The organism is Streptomyces sp. NPDC037126 (assembly GCF_055605965.1).
In genome coordinates, this window is record NZ_JBVJTD010000013.1 from 37,220 (window position 1) to 62,483 (window position 25,264).

A 25,264-nucleotide genomic window follows, 5' to 3' on the forward strand; every position below is an offset into this window, starting at 1 on the left:
GGAGCCGGGCGCCCGGCTCCCCCGTCGGCCGCCCGTGGTGTCAGTCCCCCAGGAGGAGGTCGGCCCAGACCTGCTTGCCGCCGCTCACCGGGAGGGTTCCCCAGGCCACCGAGACGGCCTCGACCAGGAGGATGCCGCGGCCGCCGGTGGCCTCCCAGCCGATGCTGGTGGGCTGGACCGGGCTGCGCGGCGAGGTGTCGGCGACGGCCAGCCGCAGCCGGTGGTTGAGCATGCTGAGGTCGAGGCGCACCTGCCCGCCGGTGTGCACGAGGGCGTTGGTGACGAGTTCGGAGACGACCAGCAGGGCCGCGTCGAGGCAGTCCGGCGGGACGCCCCAGGTGCGCAGTGTGCGCCGGGTGAAGCGGCGGGCGTGCCGTACCGCCTCGGGCACCCGCCACACCGTCCAGCTCTCGCGCAGCGGCCGTACCGCCATGCCGTCGTAGCGCATGAGCAGCAGGGCGACGTCGTCGCCGCGGTGGGCCCCGGCGAGCAGGGCGTCGGCCACCAGGCCGAGGTGCGCGGGGTCGGCCGCGGACAGCTCCGCGGCGAGCCGGTCCATGCCGACGTCGATGTCGGCGTCGGCGGACTCCACCAGGCCGTCGGTGGTCAGTGCGAGCACCGTGCCGGGCTGGAGCCGCAGGGGGGTCATCGGGAACTCGGCCTGGGTGAGCACGCCGAGCGGCGGGCCGCCCTCGGTCTGCACGATCTCCGCGGTGCCGTCCGGGTGGCGCAGCACGGGCTGCAGGTGGCCGGCGCGCACGCACCAGGCGGTGCCCTGCTCCATGTCGACGTCGACGTAGGCGCAGGTCGCGAAGAGGTCGGTCTCCATGTCCAGCAGCAGCCGGTTGGCGTGCGCGACGACCACGTCGGGCGCGTGCCCCTCGGCGGCGTAGGCGCGCAGCGCGGTGCGCATCTGCCCCATCAGGGTCGCCGCGCCCGCGTTGTGGCCCTGGACGTCGCCGATGACGAGGGCCACGTGGTTGTCGGCCAGCGGGATCACGTCGTACCAGTCGCCGCCGACCTCGAGACCGGCGGTGGTCGGCAGGTAGCGGGCGACGGCGACCGCGCCCGGCAGCCGGGGCAGGCGGCGCGGCAGCAGGGTGCGCTGGAGCATGCCGACGAGCTCGTGCTCGGCGTCGAAGGCGTGGGCGCGCAGCAGGGCCTGGCCGGTCAGGCCCGCGCAGGCGGTGAGCAGGGCCCGCTCGTCGGGCGCGAAGTCGTGGGGGCTGTCCCAGCCGATCAGGCAGGCCCCGGCCATCCGGCCGCCGGCGGGCAACGGCAGCACCGCGAGGCCCCCGGGCCCCACCTCGGCGAGCGTGGGCTCCAGCGGGGTGCCCGCCGGCCAGATCCGGGAGCGGCCCTCGCGCAGGGCGGCGGCCAGGGTGGGCATGGCCCGCACCGGTGCGTCGGGCCATTCGGTGCGCCACTCGGTGCGCCACACCTCGGGCCATGCCTCCGGTTCGGGCGGATCGAGGACGGTGACCACCAGCCGGTCGTTCTCGAGCTCGGCGAGCGCGATCCGGTCGGCCTTGAGCGGCTTGCGCAGGGCGGCGACGACGGCCTTGCCGACGTCCTTGACGGTGCCGGCGGTGGCGAGGGCGGCGGCCAGCCGCTGCACACGGGCCACGTCGGTGACGTCGGAGCGCAGGGTGGAGGCGTCGGCGACGGTGCCGACGAGCCGGGCCGAGCGCCCCTCACCGCCGGGCAGCAGCCGGCCGCGCAGCCGGAGCCACTTGGGCGGCCCGGAGGGCTGCAGGACGCGGAACTCCAGTTCGCGTTCGCCGATGGACATGTGGTCGGCCTCGACCACGGACATCAGCGCGGGCAGGTCCTCGGGCACGGTCAGCCCGAGCAGCGTCTCCACCCGGCCGTCGAAGGTCCCCCGGGCGATCCCGAACAGCCGCAGGATCTCGTCCCCGACGTCGACCCGGCCGGTGTCCATGGCCAGGCTGAAGGCGTCCGGGGACAGTTCCCCCGTCTCGTCGACGATGCCGGGCACGGAGGGTACGACGATCGCGCGGGCGATCAGCTCCAGGCAGGCGCGGTCGTCGGTGCCGAAGCCCCCGGGGTTCTCGCTGACGGCCAGCAGACAGCCCCTGCCCACCGGACCGAGCGGCAGCACGGCCACCGAGAAGTCCACGGAGGGGGTGCGCCGGGCCTCGGGGCAGGCGGCCAGCTCCTCGGGGCCCAGCCACTGCGCCTGGCCGGTGCGGTGGGCCTCGGCGACCGGCGAGCGGACACCGGCCGGATAGCCGTCCCTGAGGCCGTACATCGTGCGCGGCAGACCCGCCGACTCGGCCAGACAGAGCAGCGCGGGATCGTCGCCTGGCGTATACACGCCGGCGAAGGCCGCCCCGGCGCACACGAGCGCCTGCTCGAGGACCCGGCGAAGTCGGTCGGGTGTGTCGGGCAGGGCGGTGAGCGCCTCCAGGGCGGCTTCGGCACGCTCCGTCCTGGTTCTGCCGACCGCAGCGGCGCCCTCACTCACCACGTTCGCCATTAGAGCGCGTGTGAGCCTCCGGCGCAGCCCCTGTGAACGCGGGTCATGAAGTCATGGTGCGCAGGCCCCGCCCGAAGGTGGCCGTCACCGCGGCGACGGAGACCAGCAGGGGGAAGACCAGCATCGCCGTGCCGGGTGGCCAGTGGGCCAGCAGCAGCCCGGCCAGGGCGGGTGCCGCGGCGGCCGCCGAACCCGCGGCGAGCAGGAGCACACTGACCACGCGCCCTTGCAGGTGATCGGGGGTGACGGCGGCCTGGTGGCCGAAGAGGGCGGCGTTCGCCGTGGGGCCGAGGAACACCGCGGCCGCCAGGGGCACGGCAGCCAGGACGCTGGTGGAGACGAGGGTGGCCAGCGCCATCAGGGCGGCGGTGACCCAGCACAGGAGGGTGACCAGGGCGGGCAGGCGCAGCCACCGCTGCAGGGTGGGGGCCGCGAAGGCGCCGAGGAAACCGCCGAGCGCGAAGACGGTGCCGGCGAGGCCGACCAGGAACGGGGAGACGCCGGCCCGTCTGAGGGCGAGGGTCATCGCGAAGATCATGCCGGTGAAGGCCATGTTCAGCGGGGCCGCGATCACGAGCAGACCCCGCAGGAAGGGGTGGCGCAGCACGAACCGCAGGCCCGCCGTGACGGACACGCCGGTGGGCACGACCGTCCCGGTCGTGCCCGGCGGGGATTCCTGCAGCGGCCGGCGGATGCAGGCGACGGCGATCAGCGACAGCAGGAAGCTGAGGGCGTTGCCGATGAACGGCAGGGACCGGCCGATCCCGAAGAGCAGGCCGCCCAGCGGCGGGCCGGCCAGCGAGGTGCCGTACGAGCGTGCCTCGTTCCGGGCGACCGCCGCCGCGATCTGCCCGGGCCCCACCAGGGTGCGGATCGCGGCGTGCTCCGTGGTGCTGAACACGGCCGTGGCGGCCGCGCTCGCGGTCACGACCGCGAGGATCACCGGGAGACCGGCCACGCCCACGGCGACCATGACGGCCAGGAGGGCGTACGCGGCGAGCCTGAACAGGTCGCAGGCGAGCAGCAGCCGGCGCCGGTCGAAGCGGTCGGCGAGGACACCGGCGGGCAGCCGGCACAGCAGGGTGGCCGCGAGCCCGACGGTCCCGACGAGCCCGGCGCGCTCCGGCGACCCCGTCCGCTGCAGTACCAGCAGCGGCAGCGCCAGATCGGCCATGGCCCCGCCGAGGTCGGAGAGGCACTGACCGGTCCACAGCAGGTTGAACGCCCGGTTGCGCCACAGGCTCGCCGGGCGGTCGGTGTCCGGACCGCCCGTGTCATGGGCCGCCGTCGGTGGATTGCTCACGCCGAACCCCCCGTGACGCGTGCGCGGTCCGCCGTCGGGCGGGGACCGCCCGGCACCGGTGCCACCGGCGGGGCGGGGCGGGGCGCCTCCCCCGGAGCGGCCATGGGGGCGGTGGCGTGGGTTGGTTGTCCCGCGCGAGCGGGTCCGGGCGCGTGCGCGGGGGCGGTCGGTGTCGTGGCGACGACCAGCATCCGGGTGACCGAGCCGTCGTCCCCGACGACGTCGCGCAGGTGCCGGAACCCCAGGCGGCGGCACATGGCCAGGCTGGCGGTGTTGTCGGCGCCCACCATGCCGTACGCCTCCTGGAGGCCGAGGCCGTCGGCCGCGTGGCGCAGCAGGCCGCGCACCACCTCACCGCCCAGTCCGCGGCCCCAGTACTCGGGGGCGAGGGCGGTGACGAGTTCGTGACCGGGGACGTTGCCGGTCTTCTTCACCTCGGCGTGGCCGGCGTAGGCGCCGTCCAGCCACAGGCCCCACACGTCGAAGCGGCGCTCGGGGTAGACGTCCGTGAGGATCGCGCGAAAGAGCGCGCGCAGGTCCGGTTCGGGCACCAGGTCCTGGCCCATCCAGCGGCACACCTCCACATTGCGCAGGAGGCCGACGAAGACGTCCTCGTCCTCGGGTCGGTAGGGCAGGAACTCCAGGTGCTCGGTGCGCAGTACGGGGGTCATGGCGGGCTCCTCGGTGAAGGGCGTGCTGCGGTGGGGCCGAGGGCGGTGGGGCGCCGGTGCGGCGGTGGGGCGGGGTGGCCGTGGGGCGGGGCGTGGGCGGTGGGGCGGGGTGGCCTCGGAGCGGGGGCGCCGGGCCGTGGGCGGGGGTGCGTGGCGCCGCGGGTCGGTGGGCGGGGGTGCGGGACGTGGGGGGGGCGGGGGCGGGCCCCTGCCGGGCCTGTGCCGTGTGGCCGGCCCGGCAGGGCGACGCCGTCGCGGCCGGTCAGGCTTCGGCGTTCTCCATGCGCTCGCGCAGGCTCCGCGGGCGCATGTCGGTCCAGACCTCGTCGACGTAGGCGGTGCACTCGGCCTCGGTGCCCTCCTTGCCGACGGGCTGCCAGCCGGCGGGCACCTCGGTGTCGGCCGGCCACAGGGAGTACTGCTCCTCGTCGTTGCGCAGCACCTGGTAGCGGGTGTTCTCGTCCATGTCTCGTTCCTCCGTCGTCGTTCCGGGCTCGGTCGTTCCGGGCTCGGTCGTTCCGGGCTCGGTCGTTCCGGGCTCGGTCGTTCTGGGCTTGCTCGTTCTGGGCGCGGTTCGGGGCGCGGGGCGAGTGCGGGCCCCGGCGGGCCGCGTGGCCCGGTGGGGCGCCCCGCGTGCGGGAGGTGGTCACCTGCCTCCCCGGGCGTGCCGGGCGATGTGCCGCAGGGCGGACGCGAACTCCTCCGCCACGCGGCGTACGGTCGCCGTGTCGTGCGCCGCGGGCCGGTGGTGCCAGCTGAAGGCGAGGCGGCCGTGCTGCACCGCGCCCACCACCTCCAGGGGGTGGGAGCCCGGGTCCCGGGGGTCGTGGTCCTGCCCGAAGGAACCGTGCTCGGCGCGCACCGGACCGCCGTCCGCGACCTCGGGCCGGGCGTCCCACTGGCCGAGGTAGTTGAACACCACCTCGCTGTGCGCGGTGCCCCCGAGGCGCTCGCGGACCTCGGGCGGACCGAAGGTGCGCAGCGCGCCGAAGCCGATGCCGTTGCCCGGGACGGCGCGCAGCTGCCGGCGCACCGACTTCACCAGGTCCCGCCAGTCCCGGTCCGGGCCGAGGCCGTCGGGCGCCGGCACCCGCAGGGCGACCGGGTGGACGGTGGTGAACCAGCCGACGGTGCGGGACAGGTCGACCCCGTCGAGCAGATCCTCCCGGCCGTGGCCCTCCAGGTCGAGGCGGACCCGGTCGTGCCCGGTCCAGCGGGCCAGGGCCAGGGCGAGGGCGGCGAGCAGCACGTCGTTGACCCGGGTGCGGTAGGCGGTCGGGGCGGCCCGCAGCAGCGCGGTGGTGTCCTCCTCGTCGAGTTCCACGCTCACCACGGCGGTCCGGTCCTCCTCGGAGCGGGGCACCGCGGCCGCCGGGGCGGGTGCGGCCCGCACCGCCTCCTCCCAGTAGGGCAGTTCGTGGTCGAGCCCGCCCTCGGCGACGTGCGCGGCCAGTCGCCGTGCCCAGTCGCGGAAGCTGGTGCTCCGCTCCCCCAGGCGGACCGGTTCGCCGCGCAGCGCCTGGCGGTAGGCGGTCTCCAGGTCGTCCCGCAGGATGTGCCAGGAGACGGCGTCGACGACCAGGTGGTGGGCGACGAGCAGCAGGAACACCGGCCGGTCCGGGTCGCCGGTGAACAGGGCCGCCCGCAGCTTCGGGCCGTCGGACAGCCGGAAGCCGGAGTGCAGGTCGTCGGCCGCCTTCTCCATGGCCGTGTCGGCCTCCGCGGCGGACAGGCCCGACAGGTCGTGGTGGACGAGGAGGCCGTCCTGCTCGGCGGGCGGCGGGTTGAACTGCCGCCAGCCGCCTGTGGTTTCCTCCCGGGTGAACCGCATGCGCAGGGCGTCGTGGTGCTCCAGCAGGGCGTCCAGGGCGGCGCGCAGCGCCCGCGGGTCGGGGGCGCCGTCCAGTTCGAGCAGCGCGGACTGGTTGAAATGGTGGTGGGCGGCGCGCGGGGTGGTCAGGAACCACTCCTGGATCGGGGTGAGCGGCACCTCGCCGGTCACCGGGCCGGCCCCGGCGTGCCGGGGCGCCTGCGTCACGACACCGGCGAGTTCGGCGACGGTCTGGTGGGTGAACAGGTCCCGGGTGGCCACGTGCAGGCCGTCCCGGCGCAGCCGCGAGACCACCTGCATGGTCAGGATCGAGTCGCCGCCGAGGGCGAAGAAGTTGTCGTCGGCGCCGATCTCCTCGATGCCGAGGACGTCGGACCAGATCCGGGCGATGCGCCGCTCGGTGTCGGTGCGCGGGGCGGTGCGCGGGGCGGTGCGCGGGCCGTGCGCCGTCCGGCCGGCCGCCGGTGCGGGCAGGGCGCGCCGGTCGGTCTTGCCGTTCGGGGTGAGCGGCAGCCGCGGGAGCGGCACGACGACCGAGGGCACCATGTGCGGCGGCAGCAGCCCGGCCAGGTGTTCCCGCAGCTCACCGGCGGGCACGTCGTCGTCGGAGGGATCCGCCGGTACGACGTAGGCGACGAGCCGGGCGGGTCCGGGGGCCGCCCCTTCCCCGGGCGCGTCGGCGCGTACGACGACGGCCGCGTCCCGGACCAGGGGGCTGCGGCGCAGCGCGCTCTCGATCTCGCCCGGCTCGATGCGGAAGCCGCGCAGCTTGACCTGGTCGTCCACGCGTCCGGCGAAGCGCAGTCGGCCGTCGCCGCTCCACCGCACCAGGTCACCGGTGCGGTACATCCGCTCCCCGTGCGCGCCGAACGGGTCGGCGAGGAACCGCTGGGCGGTCAGCCCGGGCCGGCCGAGGTAGCCGCGGGCCAGTCCGGGCCCCGCGACGTACAACTCCCCCGTCACGCCCGGCGGTACGGGACGCAGGGCCGCGTCCAGGACGTACACGCGGGTGCCGGCGGCGGGACGGCCGATGGGCGGGGCGCCCGCGCCCGGGGCCAGCGGGCCGGTCCAGGTGGCGACCACGGTGGCCTCGGTGGGCCCGTACGAATTGATCATCCGCCGGCCCCCGGCCCAGGTGTCGACGAGGTCGGCCGGGCAGGCCTCTGCGCCGACGATCAGGGTGCGCAGTCCGGTCAGGGCGCCGGCGGTGCCGGGCGGGACGGTGGCCAGGGCGGCGGGCGGGATCAGCGTGTGGCTGACGCGCCGCGCGGCGAGCACCTCGGCCAGCCGCTCCCCGACCAGCGGGCCCTCCTCGCCGGTCACCAGCGTGGCTCCGGAGAGGAGGGAGACGCACAGTTCCAGCACGGAGGCGTCGAAGCTGGGCGAGGCGAACTGCAGTACGCGGTCGCCGGGACCCGCCGCGTACTGCTCGGCGGCGGCCGCGGCGAAGGAGGCGAGTCCCCGGTGGGTGACCACCACGCCCTTGGGGGTGCCGGTGGAGCCCGAGGTGTAGATGACGTAGGCGGGGTGGCCGGGGGTGAGCGCGGCAAAACGGTCGGCGTCCGTGGGCGCGGACTCCGGTCCGCCGCCGGTCCAGATCGCGGCCGGGTCGTCGAGCACCAGGTGGGCGCCCGCGTCGCGGATCATGAACTCCCTTCGCTGCTGGGGGTAGTTCGGGTCCACGGGCAGGAAGGCGCCGCCGGCCTTGGTGACGGCGAGCTGGGCCACGACCGTCTCCGCCGAGCGGGGCAGCGCCAGGGCCACCACGCGTTCCGGTCCCACGCCGTACCGGATCAGCCGGTGGGCCAGCCGGTTGGCGGCCCGGTCGACCTCGGCGTACGTCAGTTCCCGCTCGCCGTCCACGAGCGCGACCGCGTCCGGGGCGGCGGCCACCCGGCGTTCGAACAGGTCGGGCAGGGTCGCCTCGGGCACCGGGTGGAAGCCGCTCCGCCCCTGGTCCAGGAGGATCTTCAGCTCGTCGTGGGAGGTCAGCGGGAGTGCGCCGAGCGGACGTCCGGGGTCCTCCGCGACGGCGGTCAGCAGGGTGGCGAGCTGGTGGGCCATCCGTTCGGCGGTGTCCCGGTCGAACAGGTCGGTGTTGTAGGTGATCAGGCCGTCCAGGGCTCCGATGCCGGTCTCGGCGAACTCCAGCGTGAGGTCGAACGCGGCCTGCTGGGAGTCGGGTTCGACGTCGGTGACGCGCAGGCCGGGCAGGTCGGGGTCGGCGGCGGGGGTGTTCTGCAGGACGACCATGACCTGGAAGAGCGGGCTGCGGCTGGTGTCCCGGACGGGCCGCACCTCGTCCACCACCTGTTCGAACGGCACGTCCTGGTGGGCGAAGGCGTCCAGCACCGTCTGCCGCACCCCGGTGAGGAACTCGGTGAACGGCCGCCCGGTGTCGACCCGGGAGCGCAGCACGAGGGTGTTGACGAAGAACCCGACGAGGGCCTGGGTCTCGGGCCGGTCGCGGCCGGAGGTCACGGTGCCGACGGCGATGTCCCGCCCCCCGGAGAGCCGCGCCAGATACGCCTGGGCCGCGGCGACGAGCGTGGTGAACAGGGTGGTGCCCCGGTCCCGGGCGAGCCCCGTGAGACGCCGGACCGTCTGGGCGGGCAGCACCAGCCTGGTGGTCGCCCCGTTGCTGGTGCGTACCGGGGGCCGGGGCCGGTCGGTGGGCAGCTCCAGGGGCTCGGCGCCGGCCAGGGCGTCCTTCCAGTAGGCGAGTTGCCCGTCCGCCGCGGTGCCGGCGGCCGAGCGCTGCCAGTGGGCGTAGTCGCCGTACTGCACCGGCAGCGGGGGTAGTCGGTCCGTCTCCACGCCCAACTCGGTGCGGTACAGGTGGGCGAGGTCCCCGAGCAGCACGCCGTTCGACCAGCCGTCGGTGACGATGTGGTGCAGGGTGAGGGCGAGGACGTGCTCGTCGCCGGCCAGCCGGACGAGCGTGGCGCGCAGCAGCGGGCCCTCGCGCAGGTCGAAGGGACGGGTGCGCTCGTCGGCGAGCAGGCGGCGCAGGGCGTCCTCGCGCGCGGTGCCGGACAGCACGGAGAGGTCGTGCGAGGACAGGGGCACGGCCTGCGGCGGGTGGACGATCTGGACGCCGTGGCCGTCCACGCTGTCGAAGGTGGTGCGCAGCGCCTCGTGCCGGGCCGCCAGGCCGGTGAGCGCCGCGCCGAGGGCGCCGGTGTCCAGGGCGCCGCGCAGCCGCAGGGCGAGGGCGGTGATGTACTCGGCGCCACCGGGCGCGAACTCCTCCAGGAACCAGAGGCGTTGCTGGGCGTACGACATGGGCGCGGGTGCCTCGCGCTCGACCGGCACGATGGCCGGGCGTGCGGTGCCCGCCTGGTCGGTGAGCAGCCGCGCCAGCGCGGCCGGTGTGGTGTGGCTGAACACCTCCCGGGGTGTGAGGCCGGCGCCGAAGGCCTCGCTCAGGCGGGAGGCGAGCCGGATGCTGAGGATCGAGTCGCCGCCCAGCTGGAAGAAGTCGTCCTCCACCCCTGGGGGTTCGGTGCCGAGGACCTGCGCGAAGATCTCCGCCGTCCGCCGCTCGGCCAGGGTGCGGGGTGCGACGCGCTCGCGCGGTGCGCGGGCCTCCGGTGCCGGCAGGGACGTCCGGTCGACCTTGCCGTTGCCGCTCAGCGGCAGGGCGTCGAGCGGCACGAACGCGGACGGGACGAGGTAGTCGGGCAGGGCCCTGGCGGCGAAGTCGCCGAGCCCTACCGGGTCCTGTCCGGCCGGGCCGACGACGTAGGCCACCAGCCGCCTGGCTCCCGGCCGGTCCTCGCGGGCGAGCACCGCGACGTCGTGGACGTCCGGATGCGCGGCGAGGGCGGCCTCGACCTCGCCGGGCTCCACCCGGAAGCCGCGGATCTTCACCTGGTCGTCGGCGCGGCCGAGGAACTCCACGGTGCCGTCGGGGCGCCGCCGGGCCAGGTCGCCGGTGCGGTACATGCGGGTGCCGGGCGCGCCGAGGGGGTCGGCGAGGAAGCGTGCCGCGGTGTCGCCGGGGCGGCCCAGGTAGCCGCGGGCCAGCCCCTCCCCGGCCAGGTACAGCTCGCCCTGGCAGCCCGGTGGGACGGGCCGCAGCCGGCCGTCGAGGACGTGGACCCGCATGTCGTCGAGCGGGTGTCCGACGGGCACGGTGTCCGGCACCGCCGCCGCGTCCGTGAGCGGGAAGGAGGTGGCGAAGGTGGTGGTCTCGGTGGGCCCGTAGCCGTCGACGACGGTGAGGCCCGGGCAGGCGTCCAGTACCCGGCGCACGGCCGGGGCGGGGACGACGTCACCGCCGGTCCACACCTGCCTCAGGCCCCGGAAGCAGTCCGGCGCGTCCTGCGCGAGCAGCCGGAAGAGGCCCGCGGTGAGCCAGAGCGTCGTCAGCCCGCCGTCGGCGGCGAGCCTTCGTACCAGGGCCGCGTCCACGGGCTCGCCGGGCGCGACGACCACACAGCCGCCGGTGAGGAGCGGCGCCCACACCTCGAAGGTCGCGGCGTCGAAGGCCACCGGCGAGTGCAGCAGCACCCGTGCGCACACGCCGTCGGCGAAGCGGCCGTCCGTGGCGAGCGCCGCCACGTCCCGGTGCCGCACCGCGACCGCCTTCGGCCGGCCGGAGGACCCGGAGGTGAACATCACGTAGGCCAGCCGGTCGGGATCGGCGGGCGGCAGGTCCACTACGGCGGTGGCGGCCCCGGACGCGACGGGGGGCTGCGGCGGCGTGTCCGCGACGCCGGTACGCCGGGCGTCGTTCTCCGAGGCAGCGGGCAGCCACGCCTCGTCCGTGCCGCCGGTGCGAAGGTCGGCGCGAAGGTGGTCGCCCTCGGGCACGGTGGCGCCCTCCGTCCCGCCGCGGACGGTCGTGCCCCCGGGCGCGGCGTGCGGGGTGCCGTCGGGCGGCTCGGGGAACCGGGCCGCCGCGACCTCCGGCGCGGTGAGCCGCGCCGTCACGCCCGCCTGCGCGAGCAGGGCCCGGCGGCGGTCCTCGGGTGCCCTGGTGTCGACCGGGACGTAGGCGCCGCCCGCGATGAGGACCGCGAGCTGGGCGACGACGAGTTCGGCCGAGCGGTCCATCAGGAGCGCCACCCGGTCCTCGGCGGCCAGGCCGTCCGCCCGCAGCCGGGCGGCGAGCCGCCCGGACCAGTGGGCGAGTTCCCGGTAGGTGAGCCGGTGTGCGCCGTCGCGCACCGCGAGGGCGTCCGGGGTGCGGCGGGCCTGCTCGGCGAAGAGGTCGACGGGGCTGCGCGGGTCCGCCGGGCGGGCGGTGTCGTTCCAGGCCGCGAGCAGTTCCCGGTCGTCCGGGGTGAGCGCGTCCAGGCCGTCGACGGTGCCGTCGAGGCCGTCGGCGAGTGCGGTCAGCAGGCCGGCCAGGCGGTCGGCGGCACGCTCGACGGTGTCCCGCTCGAAGAGGGCGGGGTCGTAGGCCAGGTCGAAGCCGAGCCGTTCGGTGAGGTCGGCGCGCAGGCACCAGGGGAACGTGGTGGCGTCGTCGGCGCGGACCTCCGCCACCCGGACGCCGGTGCGGGCCGTGGCCGCCTCGTCGACGGGATAGTTCTCGAACACGACCATGCTGTCGAACAGGGCCTCGCCGGGCGGCACTTCGCAGGCGGCCTGGATACGGGGCAGGGCGAGGAAGTCGAAGCGGCGGGCGTCGCTCTGCCGCTCCTGGAGGTCCCGCAGCCACGGCAGGACCGCACCCCGCGGGATGCGCACCCGGGTGGGCACGGTGTTGATGAACATGCCGATCATGCCCTCGACGCCAGGCAGTTCGGCCGGGCGGCCGGAGACGGTGGTGCCGAACACCACGTCGTCGCGTCCGCAGCCGCGCGCCAGCAGCAGCGCCCAGGCGCCCTCCACCAGGGTGTTGACGGTGAGCCCGGCGCGGGCGGCGGTCTCCCGCAGCCGCCGCGAGACCGGTTCGTCCAGTGCGCGGGTGACGGCCGCGGCCGAGCGGGCGCGGTGCGCCTCGGTGGGCGTGCGGTCGTAGGGCAGCGGGGTGCGGGCGGCGAAGCCGGCGAGGCTGCCGGCCCAGTGCCGTTCGGCGGCCGTCTCGTCCTGGCCGCGCAGCCAGTGCAGGAAGTCGGCGAACGGCCGCCGGACGGGGGGCGCCGCCTGTGCGCCACCGGTGAGCGCGGCATAGCGCTCGCACACCTCGGTGAGCAGCTGCCCGGTGCTCCAGCCGTCCAGGGCGATGTGGTGGGTGGACCACAGCAGGAGCACCTCGTCGCCGGGCAGGGCGGCCAGGGTGAGGCGGGTGAGCGGTGCGGTGGTGAGGTCGAGGCCCGTCGCGCGGTCCGCCGCGAGCAGCCGCTCGGTCTCCGCCGCCCGCCGCCCCGGGTCCAGGTGCCGCCAGTCGAGGTGGGTGACGGGCAGCCCGGCCCGGCGGTGGACCACCTGGACCGGGTCCGGCAGCCCCTGCCAGTGCACGCTGGTGCGCAGCGCCGGGGTGCGGTCGGCGACCTGCTGCCAGGCCTCGGCGAACGCCTGCGGGTCGGCCACCCCGGACAGCCGTACGGCGGTGCGGTCGAAGTAGGCGCCCTCGGTGTCGACGAGCCCGTGGAAGAGCATGCCGGACTGCAGCGGGGTCAGCGGCAGGACGTCCTCGACGCGCCGGCCGTCGCCGACCAGACGGTCCAGCTGGTCCTGGGTGAGGCCGGCCAGCGGGAAGTCGGAGGGGGTGCGGCCGCCGGCGCCGGGGCGGGCGCAGTGCTCCACTATGGCGCGCAGGGCGGCCAGGGTGTCCTCGGCCAGTGCGCGGACGGTGTCCTCGTCGTAGATCTCGGCCGGGTAGGTCCAGCCCAGTTCGAGCCTCCCCTCCTGCACCACACCCGTGACGTCCAGCAGGTACGGGCGGGGCTCGTCGGGGTCGGTGTCGCGGCCGGCCGGGGGCAGGGCGGCGCGGAACAGGCCGTCGCCGCCGCCGGTGTCCCACTGGCCGTGGTAGTTGAAGCCGACCTGCGGGGCGGGGGTGCCCGCGAGCGGGCTGCCGGGCAGGAGCCGGCTCAGGGCGCCGTGGCTCAGGCCGTGCAGCGGGACCCCGCGCAGCTGTTCCTTGACCGACCGGAGCGTGTCGTGCCAGCCCACCTCGGGGTCGACCCGCAGGGCGAGGGGGAACTCGGCGGTGAACCAGCCCACCGTCCGCGACAGGTCCAGGTCGTCGAAGAGGTCCTCGCGGCCGTGGCCCTCCACGCCCAGCAACACGGTGCCGCGGCCGCACCAGCGGGCCAGGGTGTGGCCGAGGGCGCTGAGCAGGACGTCGTTGACCTGGGTGCGGTAGGCCTCGGGGACCTTCCGCAGCAGGGCGCCGGTGGTCTCCGGGTCCAGTTCCACGGTGACGGTGGCGGCGGTGCCGTGGGTGTTGCGGCCCGGGCGCCCCGCGGGCAGCTCGGCCGGGGCCGCGCACGCGCGCGTCCAGTACGCCAGGTCGCCGTCCAGGGCTCCTGCGCGCGTGTGCGCCGCGAGCCGCTGCGCCCAGCGGCCGTAGGAGGTGCCCGCGGGCGGCAGTTCGGCCGGCTGTCCGGCCGCCACCGCCCGGTACGCGGTCTCCAGGTCGCCCAGCAGGATGCGCCAGGAGACTCCGTCGATCACCAAGTGGTGTGCCGTGAGCACGAGTTGGCCGGGGCGGTCCGGTCCGGGGTCGAGATGGAGGCCGTGTACGACCCGGCCCGCGACCGGGTCGAGCGCGGCCTGTGCCTCCTCGGTGAGCCGCTGCGCCTCGGCCTCCAGCGCCGTGGGGTCCAGCCCGGCCACGTCGTGCCGGGTGAACACGGCCGCCGGCGCCTGGGGCAGGACCTCCTGGAGCCAGCCGGTGCCGGTGTGCCGGAACCGGCTGCGCAGCGCGGCGTGGTGGTCCACGAGGGCCTCCACCGCCCGGCGCAGGGCCTCCGGGTCGGTGTCCGGGGCCAGTTCCAGTCGCTGGGTCATGCCGAAGCGAAGCGGCCCGGCCGGGTCGCGGCCGTCCAGGTACCAGTGCTGGATGGGGGTGAGCGGGGCCTCGGCGGGCGGGACGTCGGCGGCGGCCGGGTGGGCGGCGGGAGTGCCCACGCCCAGGGCGAGTTCGGCCACCGTCTGGTGGCGGAACACGTCCTTGGTGGTGAGGGCGAAGCCGGCCTGCCGGGCGCGGGAGACGATCTGGATGCTGAGGATGGAGTCGCCGCCGAGGGCGAAGAAGTTGTCCCGGGCGCCCACCCGTTCGATGCCCAGCACCTCGGCCCAGATCGCGGCGAGTCGTTCCTCGGTGCCGGGTCGGGGGGCGACGTACGGGGTGGCGTCGTCGGGCCGGTCGGGAGGCGCGGGCAGGGCGCGCCGGTCGGTCTTGCCGCCCGTGGTGCGCGGGATGCGGGCCAGCGGCACGAAGGCGGCGGGCACCATGTGGTCCGGGAGCGTGCGGCGCAGTTCGACGCGCAGGTCGTCCCCCGAGGGGACGCGCTCGCCCGCGGGCACCACGTAGGCGACGAGCATCAGGCGTCCCGCGTGCTCGCGCGCGGTCACCGCGGCGTCCGCCACGCCGGGATGCGCGAGCAGCGCGGCCTCGACCTCCCCGGGCTCGATGCGGAACCCGCGGATCTTGACCTGCTCGTCGACGCGGCCGAGGAACTCCAGCAGGCCGTGGTTGTCCCAGCGGGCCCGGTCGCCGGTGCGGTACATCCGCTCCCCCGGTGCGCCGTACGGGTCGGCGGGGAAACGGGCGGCGGTCAGCCCGGGCCGGTTCAGATAGCCCCGGGCCACCTGGTCCCCGGCCAGGTACAGCTCGCCGGGCACTCCGGGGGGCACCGGGCGCAGGGCGGCGTCGAGGACGTACGCCCGCAGGTTGCCGCCGGGACGGCCGATGACCGGCTGGTCGGGGCGGTCGGCCAGGCGGCCGTAGACGGCGTCGACGGTGCACTCGGTGGGCCCGTACATGTTGTACACGGTGACGCCCGACTCCCGTCCCGCGCGGACGAGTTCGCGCCAGGTGGCGGCGGGGACGGTCTCTCCGCCGACGAGCAGGAGGCCCGGGTGGTGGCGGCCGGGCGCGAACAGGCCGGCTGAGGTGAGTTCCCGCAGGAAGGACGGGGTGACGTTCACCAGGTCGAGCCGGTGCTCGGCGACCTGGGCGCAGAACGCCTCCGGGTCCAGGCGCACGTCCTCGGCGACGAGGTGCACCTCGTGGCCGAGGGCGAGCAGCAGCGGGCCTTCCCAGGAGGTGTCGAAGGAGAAGGAGGCGCTGAGCGCGGCCCGCAGCCGCCGCCCGTCGGTGGTGTGCGGGGCGAGCAGGTTCGCGCGGTGGTCGTGGCAGAGGTTGACCAGCTGACGGTGCTCGACGACGACGCCCTTGGGGCGGCCGGTGGAGCCGGAGGTGTGGACGATGTAGGCGGCATGCCCCGGCAGCAGCGGACGGACGCGGTCGGCGTCGGTGGGGTCGTGCGCGGGGAGCCGGTCCCAGGCCACGTCGTCGAGGCCGGTCAGCAGGGTGTGCGGCCGGGTGTCCTGGAGCAGGAACTCGGTTCGCGCCTGCGGGAGTCCGGGGTCGATGCAGAGCAGGGTGGCGCCGGACTTGAGGACCGCCAGCACCGCCACCACCAGGTCGCCGGTGCGTGGCAGGCGGACCGCGACCACGCGCTCGGGGCCGGCGCCGAGCCCGATGAGGTGGTGGGCGAGCCGGTTGGCCCGCTCGTTCAGCGCGGCGAGGTCGAGGACGGCGTCGGGGGCGACGAGGGCGGTGCGGCGCGGTGTGCGCGCGGCCTGCGCCTCGAAGAGGGCGGGGAAGGTGGTGTCCGGCCGGGGCAGCCGCGGACCCTCGCCCTGCCGGAGCACCTGCCGGCGCTCGGCTTCGGTCATCAACGGCAGTTCACCGACGGGGCGTTCGGGGTCCGCCGCCGCCGCTTCGAGCAGGATCCGCAGCCGGGCGGCCAGGCGCTCGGCGGTCTCCGGGTCGAAGAGACCGGTGTTGTACTCCAGGTGGCCGGTGAGGCCGCCGTCGTGCTGCACGAAGTCGAAGGCGAGGTCGAAGGTGGCGTTGCGGACCGGCGGGGTCACGGGCTCCACCCGGAGTCCCGGCAGCCGGGGTGCCTCGGCGCCCAGGTTGTGCAGGGCCACCATGACCTGGAACAGCGGGGTGCGGCTGGTGTCCCGCTCCGGCTGGAGGGCGTCCACCAGCCGCTCGAAGGGGACCTCCTGGTGGGCGAACGCGTCCAGGACGGTGCCGCGCACCTGGGTCAGCAGCTGACGAAACGTCAGCTCCGGGGGGACGTGGGCACGAAGGACCAGCGTGTTGACGAACATGCCGACCAGGTCGTGCAGTTCGGGCCGGTCGCGGCCGGCGGTGACGGTGCCCACGGTCAGGTCGTGCCGGCCGGCCCAGCGCGCCAGCAGCAGCTGGCAGGCCGCCACCAGGGTCATGTAGAGGGTGGCGTCGGCCTCCCGGCCCCGCTCGGTGAGCCGTTCGGTGAGCGCCACGGGCAGGGTGAAGGTGACCAGGGCGCCCTCGCGGGTGCGGACGGCTGGACGGGGGCGGTCGGTGGGCGGCTCCAGCGGGGTGACGCCGTCGAGGACCCGGCGCCAGTGGGCGAGGTCGGCCTCGGCGCGGTCGGTGCGGGTGCGCTGCCAGGCGGCGTGGTCGGCGTAGCGGACGGGCAGGGCGGGCAGGTCCGGGGCGCGCCTCTCGTGGGCCGCCGTGTACAGCTCGCCGAGGTCGCGGCCCAGCACGCCCAGGGACCAGCCGTCGGTGACGATGTGGTGCAGGGCCAGGACGAGGACGTGCTCCCCGGCGGTGAGGCGGGCCAGGCGGGCGCGCAGCAGCGGTCCGGCGGCCAGGTCGAACGGGGTGGTGGCGGCGCGCTCCAGGAGGGCGTCCAGGGCGGCGGCGTCGGGGACGTCCTCCAGGGGGAGGTCCACCGGGTACGCCGGGTGGACGATCTGCCGTGCGGTGCCGTCGTGTTCGGCGAACGTCGTGCGCAGGGACTCGTGCCGGGCGACCAGTCCGTCCAGTGCCGTCCGCAGGGCGGGCACGTCGAGCGGGCCGACGAGGCGCAGCGCCGACAGGGTCGTGTACTCCGTGCTGCCCGGCTCGAACCGGTCGAGGAACCACAGGCGTTGCTGGGCGTACGACAGGACTGCAGGCTCGGTCGCGGGGAGGGCCGGGATGACGTCGTCCGGGGCGCCGAGCCCGTCGGCCGGGTCGCCGAGGGCGGCCGCGAGGCCGGACAGGACGGGGTGGGTGAACAGCAGCCGGGGCGTCACGTCCCGGCCGAAGGCGGCGCGCAGCCGTGACGTGACGCGGACGGCGAGAAGGGAGTCGCCGCCGAGGGCGAAGAAGTTGTCCTCGACGCCGATCGTGTCGGTGTCCAGGACGTCCGCCCACGCGGCGGCGACCAGGCGTTCGGCGGGTGTCCGCGGCGCGGTGCGCTCGCCGCCGGTGGCGAACCCGTCGGGGCCCGGGGCGGGCAGGGCGCGCCGGTCGAGCTTGCCGTTGACGGTGAGCGGCAGGGCCGGGACGGGCACATAGGCGGCGGGCACCATGTGCGCGGGCAGCAGCCGTTCGAGGTGGGCGCGGAGTTCGGCGGCGGGCGGGGGCGGTACGGCGTGCTCGCCGGTGCCGGTGCCGACGACGTGGGCGACCAGGCGCCGGGTGCCGGAGGAGTCCTCGTGGACACCCACGGCCGCGGCGCCCACGTGCGGGTGGGCGTGCAGGGCCGCCTCGATCTCGCCGGGCTCGATGCGGTACCCGCGGATCTTCACCTGCTGGTCGGCGCGGCCCAGGTACTCCAGGGTGCCGTCGGCCCGGCGGCGCGCCCGGTCCCCGGTGCGGTACATGCGGGTCCCCGGCCGCCCGAACGGGTCGGCGAGGAAGCGGGACGCGGTCAGGCCCGGGCGGCCGAGGTAGCCGCGCGCCAGGCCCTCCCCCGCCACGTACATCTCGCCGACGGCGCCGGGCGGTACGGGCGCGAGCGCGTCGTCGAGGACATGGACGCGCAGGTCGGGGATGCCGCTGCCGATGGGACTGGGCGTGCCGGCGCGGGCCGTGTCGCGGTCGAGCGGGGCGTAGGTGACGTGCACGGTGGTCTCGGTGATGCCGTACATGTTCACCAGCCGGGGCGCGGTGTCCGGGTGGCGGGCGTACCAGCCGGCGAGCCGGGACACGTCCAGCGCCTCGCCGCCGAAGACGACCGTGCGCAGCGCCAGCCGGGCGCTCACGTCGGGGAGTTCGGCGTCGGCGCGGGTCAGCGGGTAGAACGCGGACGGGGTCTGGTTGAGCACGGTGACCCGCTCGTCGGCGAGCAGGCGCAGGAAGTCCTCCGGGGAGCGGGCCGTGTCCTCGGGGACGACGACGAGCCGGCCGCCGTGCAGCAGCGGACCCCACAGCTCCCACACCGAGAAGTCGAAGGCGTAGGAGTGGAACAGCGTCCACACGTCGTCGGCGCCGAAGCCGAACCAGTGCGCGGTGCGGGTGAACAGCCGTACCACGCCCGCGTGCGGAACGACGACACCCTTGGGCCGGCCGGTGGAGCCGGAGGTGTAGATGGCGTAGGCCGGGCTCTCGGGCTCCGGGCGGCGGGCCGGGTCCGCGGGGGCGGTGGCCGGGCGCCGGGCCAGGTCGGCGCGCACCTCGGGGTCGTTTAGCGGCAGGAGGGGAACGGTGGTGCCGGCCGGCGCGCCCGAGGCGGTCACCAGGGCCACCGGCGCGGCGTCGGCGAGGAGTTGCGTGACGCGTTCGGCGGGCAGCGCGGGGTCGATGGGCAGGTAGGCCGCGCCGCTCTTGAGGACGGCGAGGACGGCCACGACCAGGTCGGTGGAGCGGGGCAGCGCGAGGGCGACGAACCGCTCGGGCCCGGCGCCCAGTTCGGCCAGCCGGTGGGCCAGCCGGTTCGCCCGGGCGTCCAGCGTGGCGTAGTCGAGTCGGTCCTCGCCACAGGCGACGGCCTCGGCATGGGGGCTGCGGGCGGCCTGGGCCTCGAAGAGGTCCACGAGGGTGTCGGCCGGGCGGCCCTCCTCGGTGCCGTTCCAGTCCCGCAGGACGCGCCGGTCCTCGTCGGCGGTGGTCCAGGGCAGCCGGGCGAGCGGGCGGTCCGGGTCGTCGGCGAGCCCGGTCAGCAGCAGGCACAGCCGCCGGGCGAGGGTCCGTACGGTGGCGGCGTCGAACAGCTCCGGGTCGTAGGCGAGGTCGAAGCCGAGGCGATCGCTCTGGTGGGCCCGCAGCACGAGCGGGTAGTTGGTGGCGTCCGTCGAGGACACCTCGGCCAGGCGGATCCCCGAGCCGGCCGGACCGGCCTCGTCGAAGGGGTAGTTCTCGAAGGCCACCATGCTGTCGAACAGCGGGCTGCCTGCGGGCACGTCGCTCAGCCCGGTCAGCTCGGAGAGCGAGACCGCGGCGAACCGCCGCGCCTGCGCCTGTGCCTCCTGCAGCTCCCGCAGCCAGGCGACGGCGCTGCGGCCGCCGTCCACGCGGACGCGTGTGGGCAGGGTGTTGATGAACATGCCGACCATCGACTCGACGCCGGGCAGGTCGTCGGGGCGGCCGGAGACCGTGGTCCCGAACAGCACGTCGCGCTCGGCGCCGTAGCGTGAGAGCAGGAGCGCCCAGGCCCCCTGGACCACGGTGCCGAGGGTCAGCCCGGCGCTCCGGGCGGTACGGGCCAGCCGCGCCGAGACCTCCTCGGACAGTCCGGCGGTGTGCAGGCCCACCGAGCGGCTGTCGTGCCCGGGCCGCCGGGCCCGGTCCGCGGGCAGCGGGGTGGGGGTGGCGAAGCCGTCGAGGACGTCACGCCAGTGGGCGTGGGCGGCGGCGGTGTCCTGGCCGGCCAGCCAGCGCACGTAGTCGCCGAACGGGCGCCGCAGCGGCGGCCGGGGCTCGGTGCCGGAGGTGAGCGCGGCGTACTCCGCGAAGACCTCGGTGAGCACCTGGGCGAGGCTCCAGCCGTCCAGGATCAGGTGGTGGGAGGTCCACAGGAGGTGTACGCGGGCGTCGGGCAGGCGCACCAGTGTGAGCCGCATCAGCGGCGCGTGGTCGAGGTCGAGACCGCGGGCCAGGTCGTCGGCGCGCAGCCGGCCGAGCCGGTCGGCCCGCTCGCGCGCGGCCACCGGGCGCCAGTCCAGCTGCTCGACGGGGAGCCGCACATGGCGGTGCACGATCTGGAGCGGCGCGGGCACCCCCTCCCACACCACCGACGTGCGCAGGGCGGGTGTGCGGTCGGTGACCCGCTGCCAGGCCAGGGCCAGGGCGTCGGGGTCGGTCACGCCGTCCAGCAGCAGCGCGGCCTGGTCGACGTACACGTCGTCCGGTCCGCCGACCAGACGGTGGAAGAGCATGCCCTCCTGGAGCGGGGTGAGCGGGAGCAGGTCCTCGACGTCCCGTCCGTCGCCGACGAGCCGGTCCAGCGTCGGCTGGTCCAGACGGGCGAGGGGGAAGTCGGAGGGGGTCCGCCCGCCGGCGTCGGGGCGGGCGCAGTGCTCGGTGATGGCGGCGAGCGCCCGGACCATCGCGTCGGCCAGCGCGCGCACCGTCCCGGCGTGGTGCACCTGGTCGCTGTAGTGCCAGGTGATCTCCAGTTCGCCGTCGGTCACCGCGGCGGAGACGTCCAGCAGGTGGTCCAGGGGCTCGCCGGGATCCGTGTCCCGGCCGGGTGCGTCGGCGACGGGGGCGAAGTCCCGGCCCGCGGAGGTCTCCCACTGGCCGTGGTAGGTGAAGCAGACGTCGGGCAGCGGCAGTCCGCGCAGGGCGGCGGCCTCCGGCCGGGGCGAGCCGAGGTGGGCCAGCGCCTGGTAGCTCAGTCCCCTGCGGGGCACGGCCCGCAACTGCTCCTTGACCGCCTTGAGCGTGGCGCCCCAGTCCGACGGGGCCGCCGGGGTGAGGGTGACCGGGTACTGGGTGGTGAACCAGCCGACCGTGCGGGCCAGGTCGGCGCCCGCCACGAGGTCCTCCTCGCGGCCGTGCCCCTCCAGGGCGACGGTCACCCGCTCGGCGCCCGTCCAGTCGGCGAGCACCCGGCTCAGCGCGCTCAGCAGCACGTCGTTGACCTGGGTGCGGTAGACGCCGGGCACCTGCCGCAGCAGGGCGTCGGTGGTGGCGCGGTCGACGCGGCCGCGCACGGTGCGCACGGAGCCGGCGAGCGGGGTGCCGGGCAGGTCCACGGGCAGCGGGGTGCGCGGCCGGGCGGTCTCGGCCGTCCAGTACGGCAGGTCGTCGTCCAGGGCGCCCGCCCGTACCCGCTCGGCCAGCGCGCGGGACCACTCGGTGAACGGGCTCTGTTCGCCCTCCAGTCGGATGTCCCCGCCGGTGACGGCGTCGCGATAGGCGTGTTCCAGGTCGGCGAGCAGGACGCGCCACGAGACGCTGTCGACCGCCAGGTGATGCACCGTCAGGAACAGTCGCGGGTGGTCGCCGCCCGGCAGCAGGACGGCGCGCAGCAGCTCTCCGGTGCCCGGGTCCAGGGTCGCGCGGGCGGCGTCGGCGGTCTCGGCCGGCGTGGCACCCGGGGCGGCCCGGACGAGCAGCCCGCCGGTGGACACCGGCGCCGGCTGCTGCCGCCAGGTGTCCGCGCCGCGGGTGAAACGGGTGCGCAGCGCGGGGTGCCGGACGACGAGGGCCTCGAGCGCCCGCTCCAGCGCACGCTCGTCGAGGTCGTGCGGCAGGCCGAGCAGCATCGACATGCTGAAGTGGCGCAGCGGGCCGTGCGTGGCGAGGAACCACTCCTGCACGGGCGTGAGCGGTGCGGGTCCCTCGTCCCGCGGTCGCCGGGGTGCGGGCACCGGGGCCGTGCGGCGGGCCGAGGCGGCGGCCAGGTCGGCGACCGTCTGGTGGCGGAAGACGTCCTGCGAGGCGAGGCGCAGGCCCGCGGCGCGGGCCCGGGAGACGGCCTGGATGCTCAGGATCGAGTCGCCGCCGAGCTCGAAGAAGTTGTCGGTGACACCCACCCGGGGCACACCGAGCACCTCGGCCCAGATGGCCGCGAGCGTCTCCTCGGCGGGTGTGCGCGGCGCGACGAACTCCCGCTCCCGGTCGGCGCCTTCGAAGTCCGGTGCGGGCAGGGCGCGGCGGTCCAGCTTGCCGCTGGTGGTGAGCGGCAGCGCGTCGAGCGCGGTGAAGGAGGACGGCACCATGTGGTCGGGCAGCACGGACCGCAGGGCCGCCCGCAGTTCGGCCGGGGCGGGTCGGGGCGCGCCGGGCGCGGGGACGACGTGGGCGGCCAGGCGGGTGTGGCCGTGCGGGTCGGGCACGGCGGTGACCGCGGCCGCGCCGATCCCGGGCAGGTCGAGCAGGGCCGCCTCGATCTCACCGGGTTCGATGCGGTGGCCGCGCACCTTGACCTGGTCGTCGGCGCGGCCGAGGTAGTCCAGGCGCCCGTCGGCCGTCCAGCGGGCCAGGTCGCCGGTGCGGTACATGCGGGTGCCGGCCGGTCCGAACGGGTCGGGCAGGAACCGCGCCGCGGTCAGGCCGGGCCGGCCGGTGTAGCCGCGGGCCAGCTGCTCGCCCGCCAGGTACAGCTCACCGCCGACACCGGGCGGCACCGGCCGGAGCCGGTCGTCGAGGACGTAGGCCCGTACGTTCGGCAGGGGGCGGCCCACCAGCGGGCGGTCCCTGCCCTCGATGCGGCAGGACAGCGCGTCGACCGTGCACTCGGTGGGGCCGTAGAAGTTGTGGGCGGCGACGTCCGGGTGCGCGGCCAGCTCGCGCCAGAGGGCGGGGCCGACCGCCTCGCCGCCGAGCATCAGCACCCGCGGGTGGTGGCGCGGGTCGGTGAGCAGTCCGGCGGGCAGCAGCTGCCGCAGGTACGAGGGGGTCACGTCGAGGAAGTCCACGCGGTGCTCGACGACGTACTCGACGAGGGCCGCCGGGTCCATCCGGGTCACCTCGTCCACCAGGTGCAGCGGGTGGCCGTCGGCCATCAGCAGCACGCCCTCCAGGGAGGTGTCGAAGGAGAAGGACGCGGTGAGGGCGACGCGCAGCGGGCCGCCTCCGGCGTCGGCGACGAAGCCCGAGCGGTGGGCGGCCAGCAGGTGGACCGCCGAGCGGTGGGAGACGGCGACGCCCTTGGGGCGGCCGGTGGAGCCGGAGGTGAAGATGACGTAGGCGGTGTGCTGGGGGTGCAGCGGGGCACGGCGGTCGGCGTCGGTGGGGTCGGTGTCCGGGGAGTCGTCGGGCACCTCCCGCAGTGCGGCCTCGTCCAGGACCAGCGCCGGGCGGGCGTCCGCGAGGAGGCGCTTGACGCGCTCCTCGGGCAGGGCCGGGTCCAGGGGCAGGTAGGCGGCGCCCGACTTCCATACGGCGAGGACGGCCACGATCATGTCCGCGGTGCGCGGCAGCCGCAGTGCGACCAGCCGTTCGGGGCCGGCGCCGCGGGCGACGAGGTGGTGGGCGAGCCGGTTGGCGCGGGCGTTGAGGGTGCCGTAGTCGAGGCGTTCGGCGCCCGCGACCAGTGCGAGCGCGCCGGGGGTCCGGGCCGCCCGGCGCTGGAAGATCTCGGGGTAGGTGGTGTCCTCGACCGGACGCCCGGTGGCGTTCCAGTCGCTCGTGACCTGCCGCACCTCCCGCTCGGACAGCAGGGGCAGGGTGCCGAGCGGCCGGTCCGGTTCGCCGGCGACGCCCTCCAGCAGCCGCAGCAGCTGTCCGGCCATGCGCTCGGCCGTCGCCGGCTCGAACAGGTCGGTGCGGTACTCCAGCAGGCCGGTGAGGCCGTCCCCGTCGGGGACGAACTCCACGCTCAGGTCGAAGGTGGCCGCCTGCCGGGGCACGGCTACCGGTGTCGCGGCCAGGCCGTGCGGGGCGGTCGCGACCGGCGGGGCGGGGTGGAGCAGGACCATCACGTCGAACAGCGGGTTGCGGCCCGCCTCGCGGCTCGCGCCCACCGTCTCCACGATCCGCTCGAACGGCGTGTCGCCGTGTGCGAAGGCGTCGTTGACGGTGCCGGCCACCCGCGCCAGCAGGGTGCGGAAGGAGCCGGACGCCCGCACCGGGGTGCGCAGCACGATCGTGTTGACGAAGAAGCCGACGGCCCGTTCCAGCTCTGTGCGGGACCGGCCGGGAGTCAGGGAGCCGACGCTGATGTCGTCCTGGCCGGACCAGCGGGCCAGCAGGGCCTGGGCCGCCGCGACCAGGGCGGTGAACAGGGTGGTGCCCTGCTCTCTCGCCAGGTCCCGCAGCCGGGCGGTGAGCGCGGCGGGGACGGTGAAGGTGTGGACGGCGCCCGCGCCGGCCTCCTCGCCGCGCCGCGGCCGGTCCAGGGGCAGCTCCGGGGCCACCGCGCCGGTCAACTGCTCGCGCCAGTAGGTGAGATGGCGCTCCAGGCGGGCGCCGGAGAGCTGCTCGCGCTGCCATGCGGCGAAGTCCGGGTACTGCGCGGGCACCGCGGGCAGGTCCGGTGCGGCGCCCCGGGCGAGGGCGTCGTAGGCCGTGCACAGTTCGTCGAGGACGAGCCCCATCGACCAGCCGTCGGTGACGATGTGATGCGCCGTCAGCAGCAGGACGCACGAGGCCGCCGGCTCCCGGAGCAGCGTGGCACGCACCAGCGGCCCGCGGCGCAGGTCGAAGGGGCGGGAGTACTCCCGCAGCAGGGCGGCGTCGACGTCGTCCGGCTCCAGCACGGTCAGGGGCACCGGACCGGCCGGGTGCACGGTCTGCACCGGCCGGCCGTCGCTCTCCTCGAACGTGGTGCGCAGCGCCTCGTGACGGGCCACGACGGCCGCCAGGGCCGCTTCCAGCGCGCTCAGGTCCGGTGTGCCGGTGAGCCGTACCGCGACGGCGCTGTTGTAGCGGGCGTCGCCGGGCCGCAGCCGGTCCAGGAACCACAGGCGCTGCTGGGCGAAGGACAGCGGCAGCGGCCGGTCGCGGTCGGCACGCGGGATGCCGCGAGCCGCTCCCGGGTCCGCGCCGGTCCGTCCGGCCAGCCGGCGGCGCAGCGCCTCCCGCAGGTCCTCGGGCAGCGCCTGTGCCCGGTCCCGCCTGGAGGGCCGCGGGGAACCGCCGGGGTTCGAGGGGTTCGAAGACGTCATGGTCG

Annotated in this window: 5 protein-coding genes; all 5 read right to left on the bottom strand. The window is 76.1% G+C overall.

The annotated features are described in order from the left end of the window. Positions 1–40: 40 nt before the first annotated feature. The 5 genes from ACZ7FF_RS26195 to ACZ7FF_RS26215 all read right to left on the bottom strand — a co-directional run bounded on the left by ACZ7FF_RS26195 (position 41) and on the right by ACZ7FF_RS26215 (position 25,259). Positions 41–2,500, bottom strand: coding sequence for a SpoIIE family protein phosphatase (locus tag ACZ7FF_RS26195; RefSeq protein ID WP_470814800.1), 2,460 nt, complete (start codon positions 2,498–2,500; stop codon positions 41–43). A 43-nt stretch (positions 2,501–2,543) separates the two neighbouring features. Then, positions 2,544–3,803, bottom strand: a complete 1,260-nt coding sequence (locus ACZ7FF_RS26200; protein WP_470814801.1) for an MFS transporter — start codon at positions 3,801–3,803, stop codon at positions 2,544–2,546. Then, positions 3,800–4,474 carry a GNAT family N-acetyltransferase gene (locus tag ACZ7FF_RS26205; protein ID WP_470814803.1) on the bottom strand — a complete coding sequence of 225 codons (675 nt, stop codon included), beginning with the start codon at positions 4,472–4,474 and terminating at the stop codon, positions 3,800–3,802. Before ACZ7FF_RS26205 ends, ACZ7FF_RS26200 begins: the two co-directional genes overlap by 4 nt. Positions 4,475–4,736: 262 nt before the next feature. Continuing rightward, positions 4,737–4,940: an MbtH family protein gene (locus ACZ7FF_RS26210; protein ID WP_470814805.1), complete on the bottom strand. Its 204-nt coding sequence runs from the start codon at positions 4,938–4,940 to the stop codon at positions 4,737–4,739. Positions 4,941–5,120: 180 nt separating this feature from the next. Then, positions 5,121–25,259: a non-ribosomal peptide synthase/polyketide synthase gene (locus tag ACZ7FF_RS26215; RefSeq protein WP_470814806.1), complete on the bottom strand. Its 20,139-nt coding sequence runs from the start codon at positions 25,257–25,259 to the stop codon at positions 5,121–5,123. Positions 25,260–25,264 lie beyond the last annotated feature (5 nt).

Excerpts from the sequence above, each read along its gene's own strand:
- ACZ7FF_RS26215 (WP_470814806.1), bottom strand. The coding sequence starts at position 25,259 with ATGACGTCTTCGAACCCCTCGAACCCCGGCGGTTCCCCGCGGCCCTCC.
- ACZ7FF_RS26195 (WP_470814800.1), bottom strand. The coding sequence starts at position 2,500 with ATGGCGAACGTGGTGAGTGAGGGCGCCGCTGCGGTCGGCAGAACCAGG.
- ACZ7FF_RS26205 (WP_470814803.1), bottom strand. The coding sequence starts at position 4,474 with ATGACCCCCGTACTGCGCACCGAGCACCTGGAGTTCCTGCCCTACCGA.
- ACZ7FF_RS26210 (WP_470814805.1), bottom strand. The coding sequence starts at position 4,940 with ATGGACGAGAACACCCGCTACCAGGTGCTGCGCAACGACGAGGAGCAG.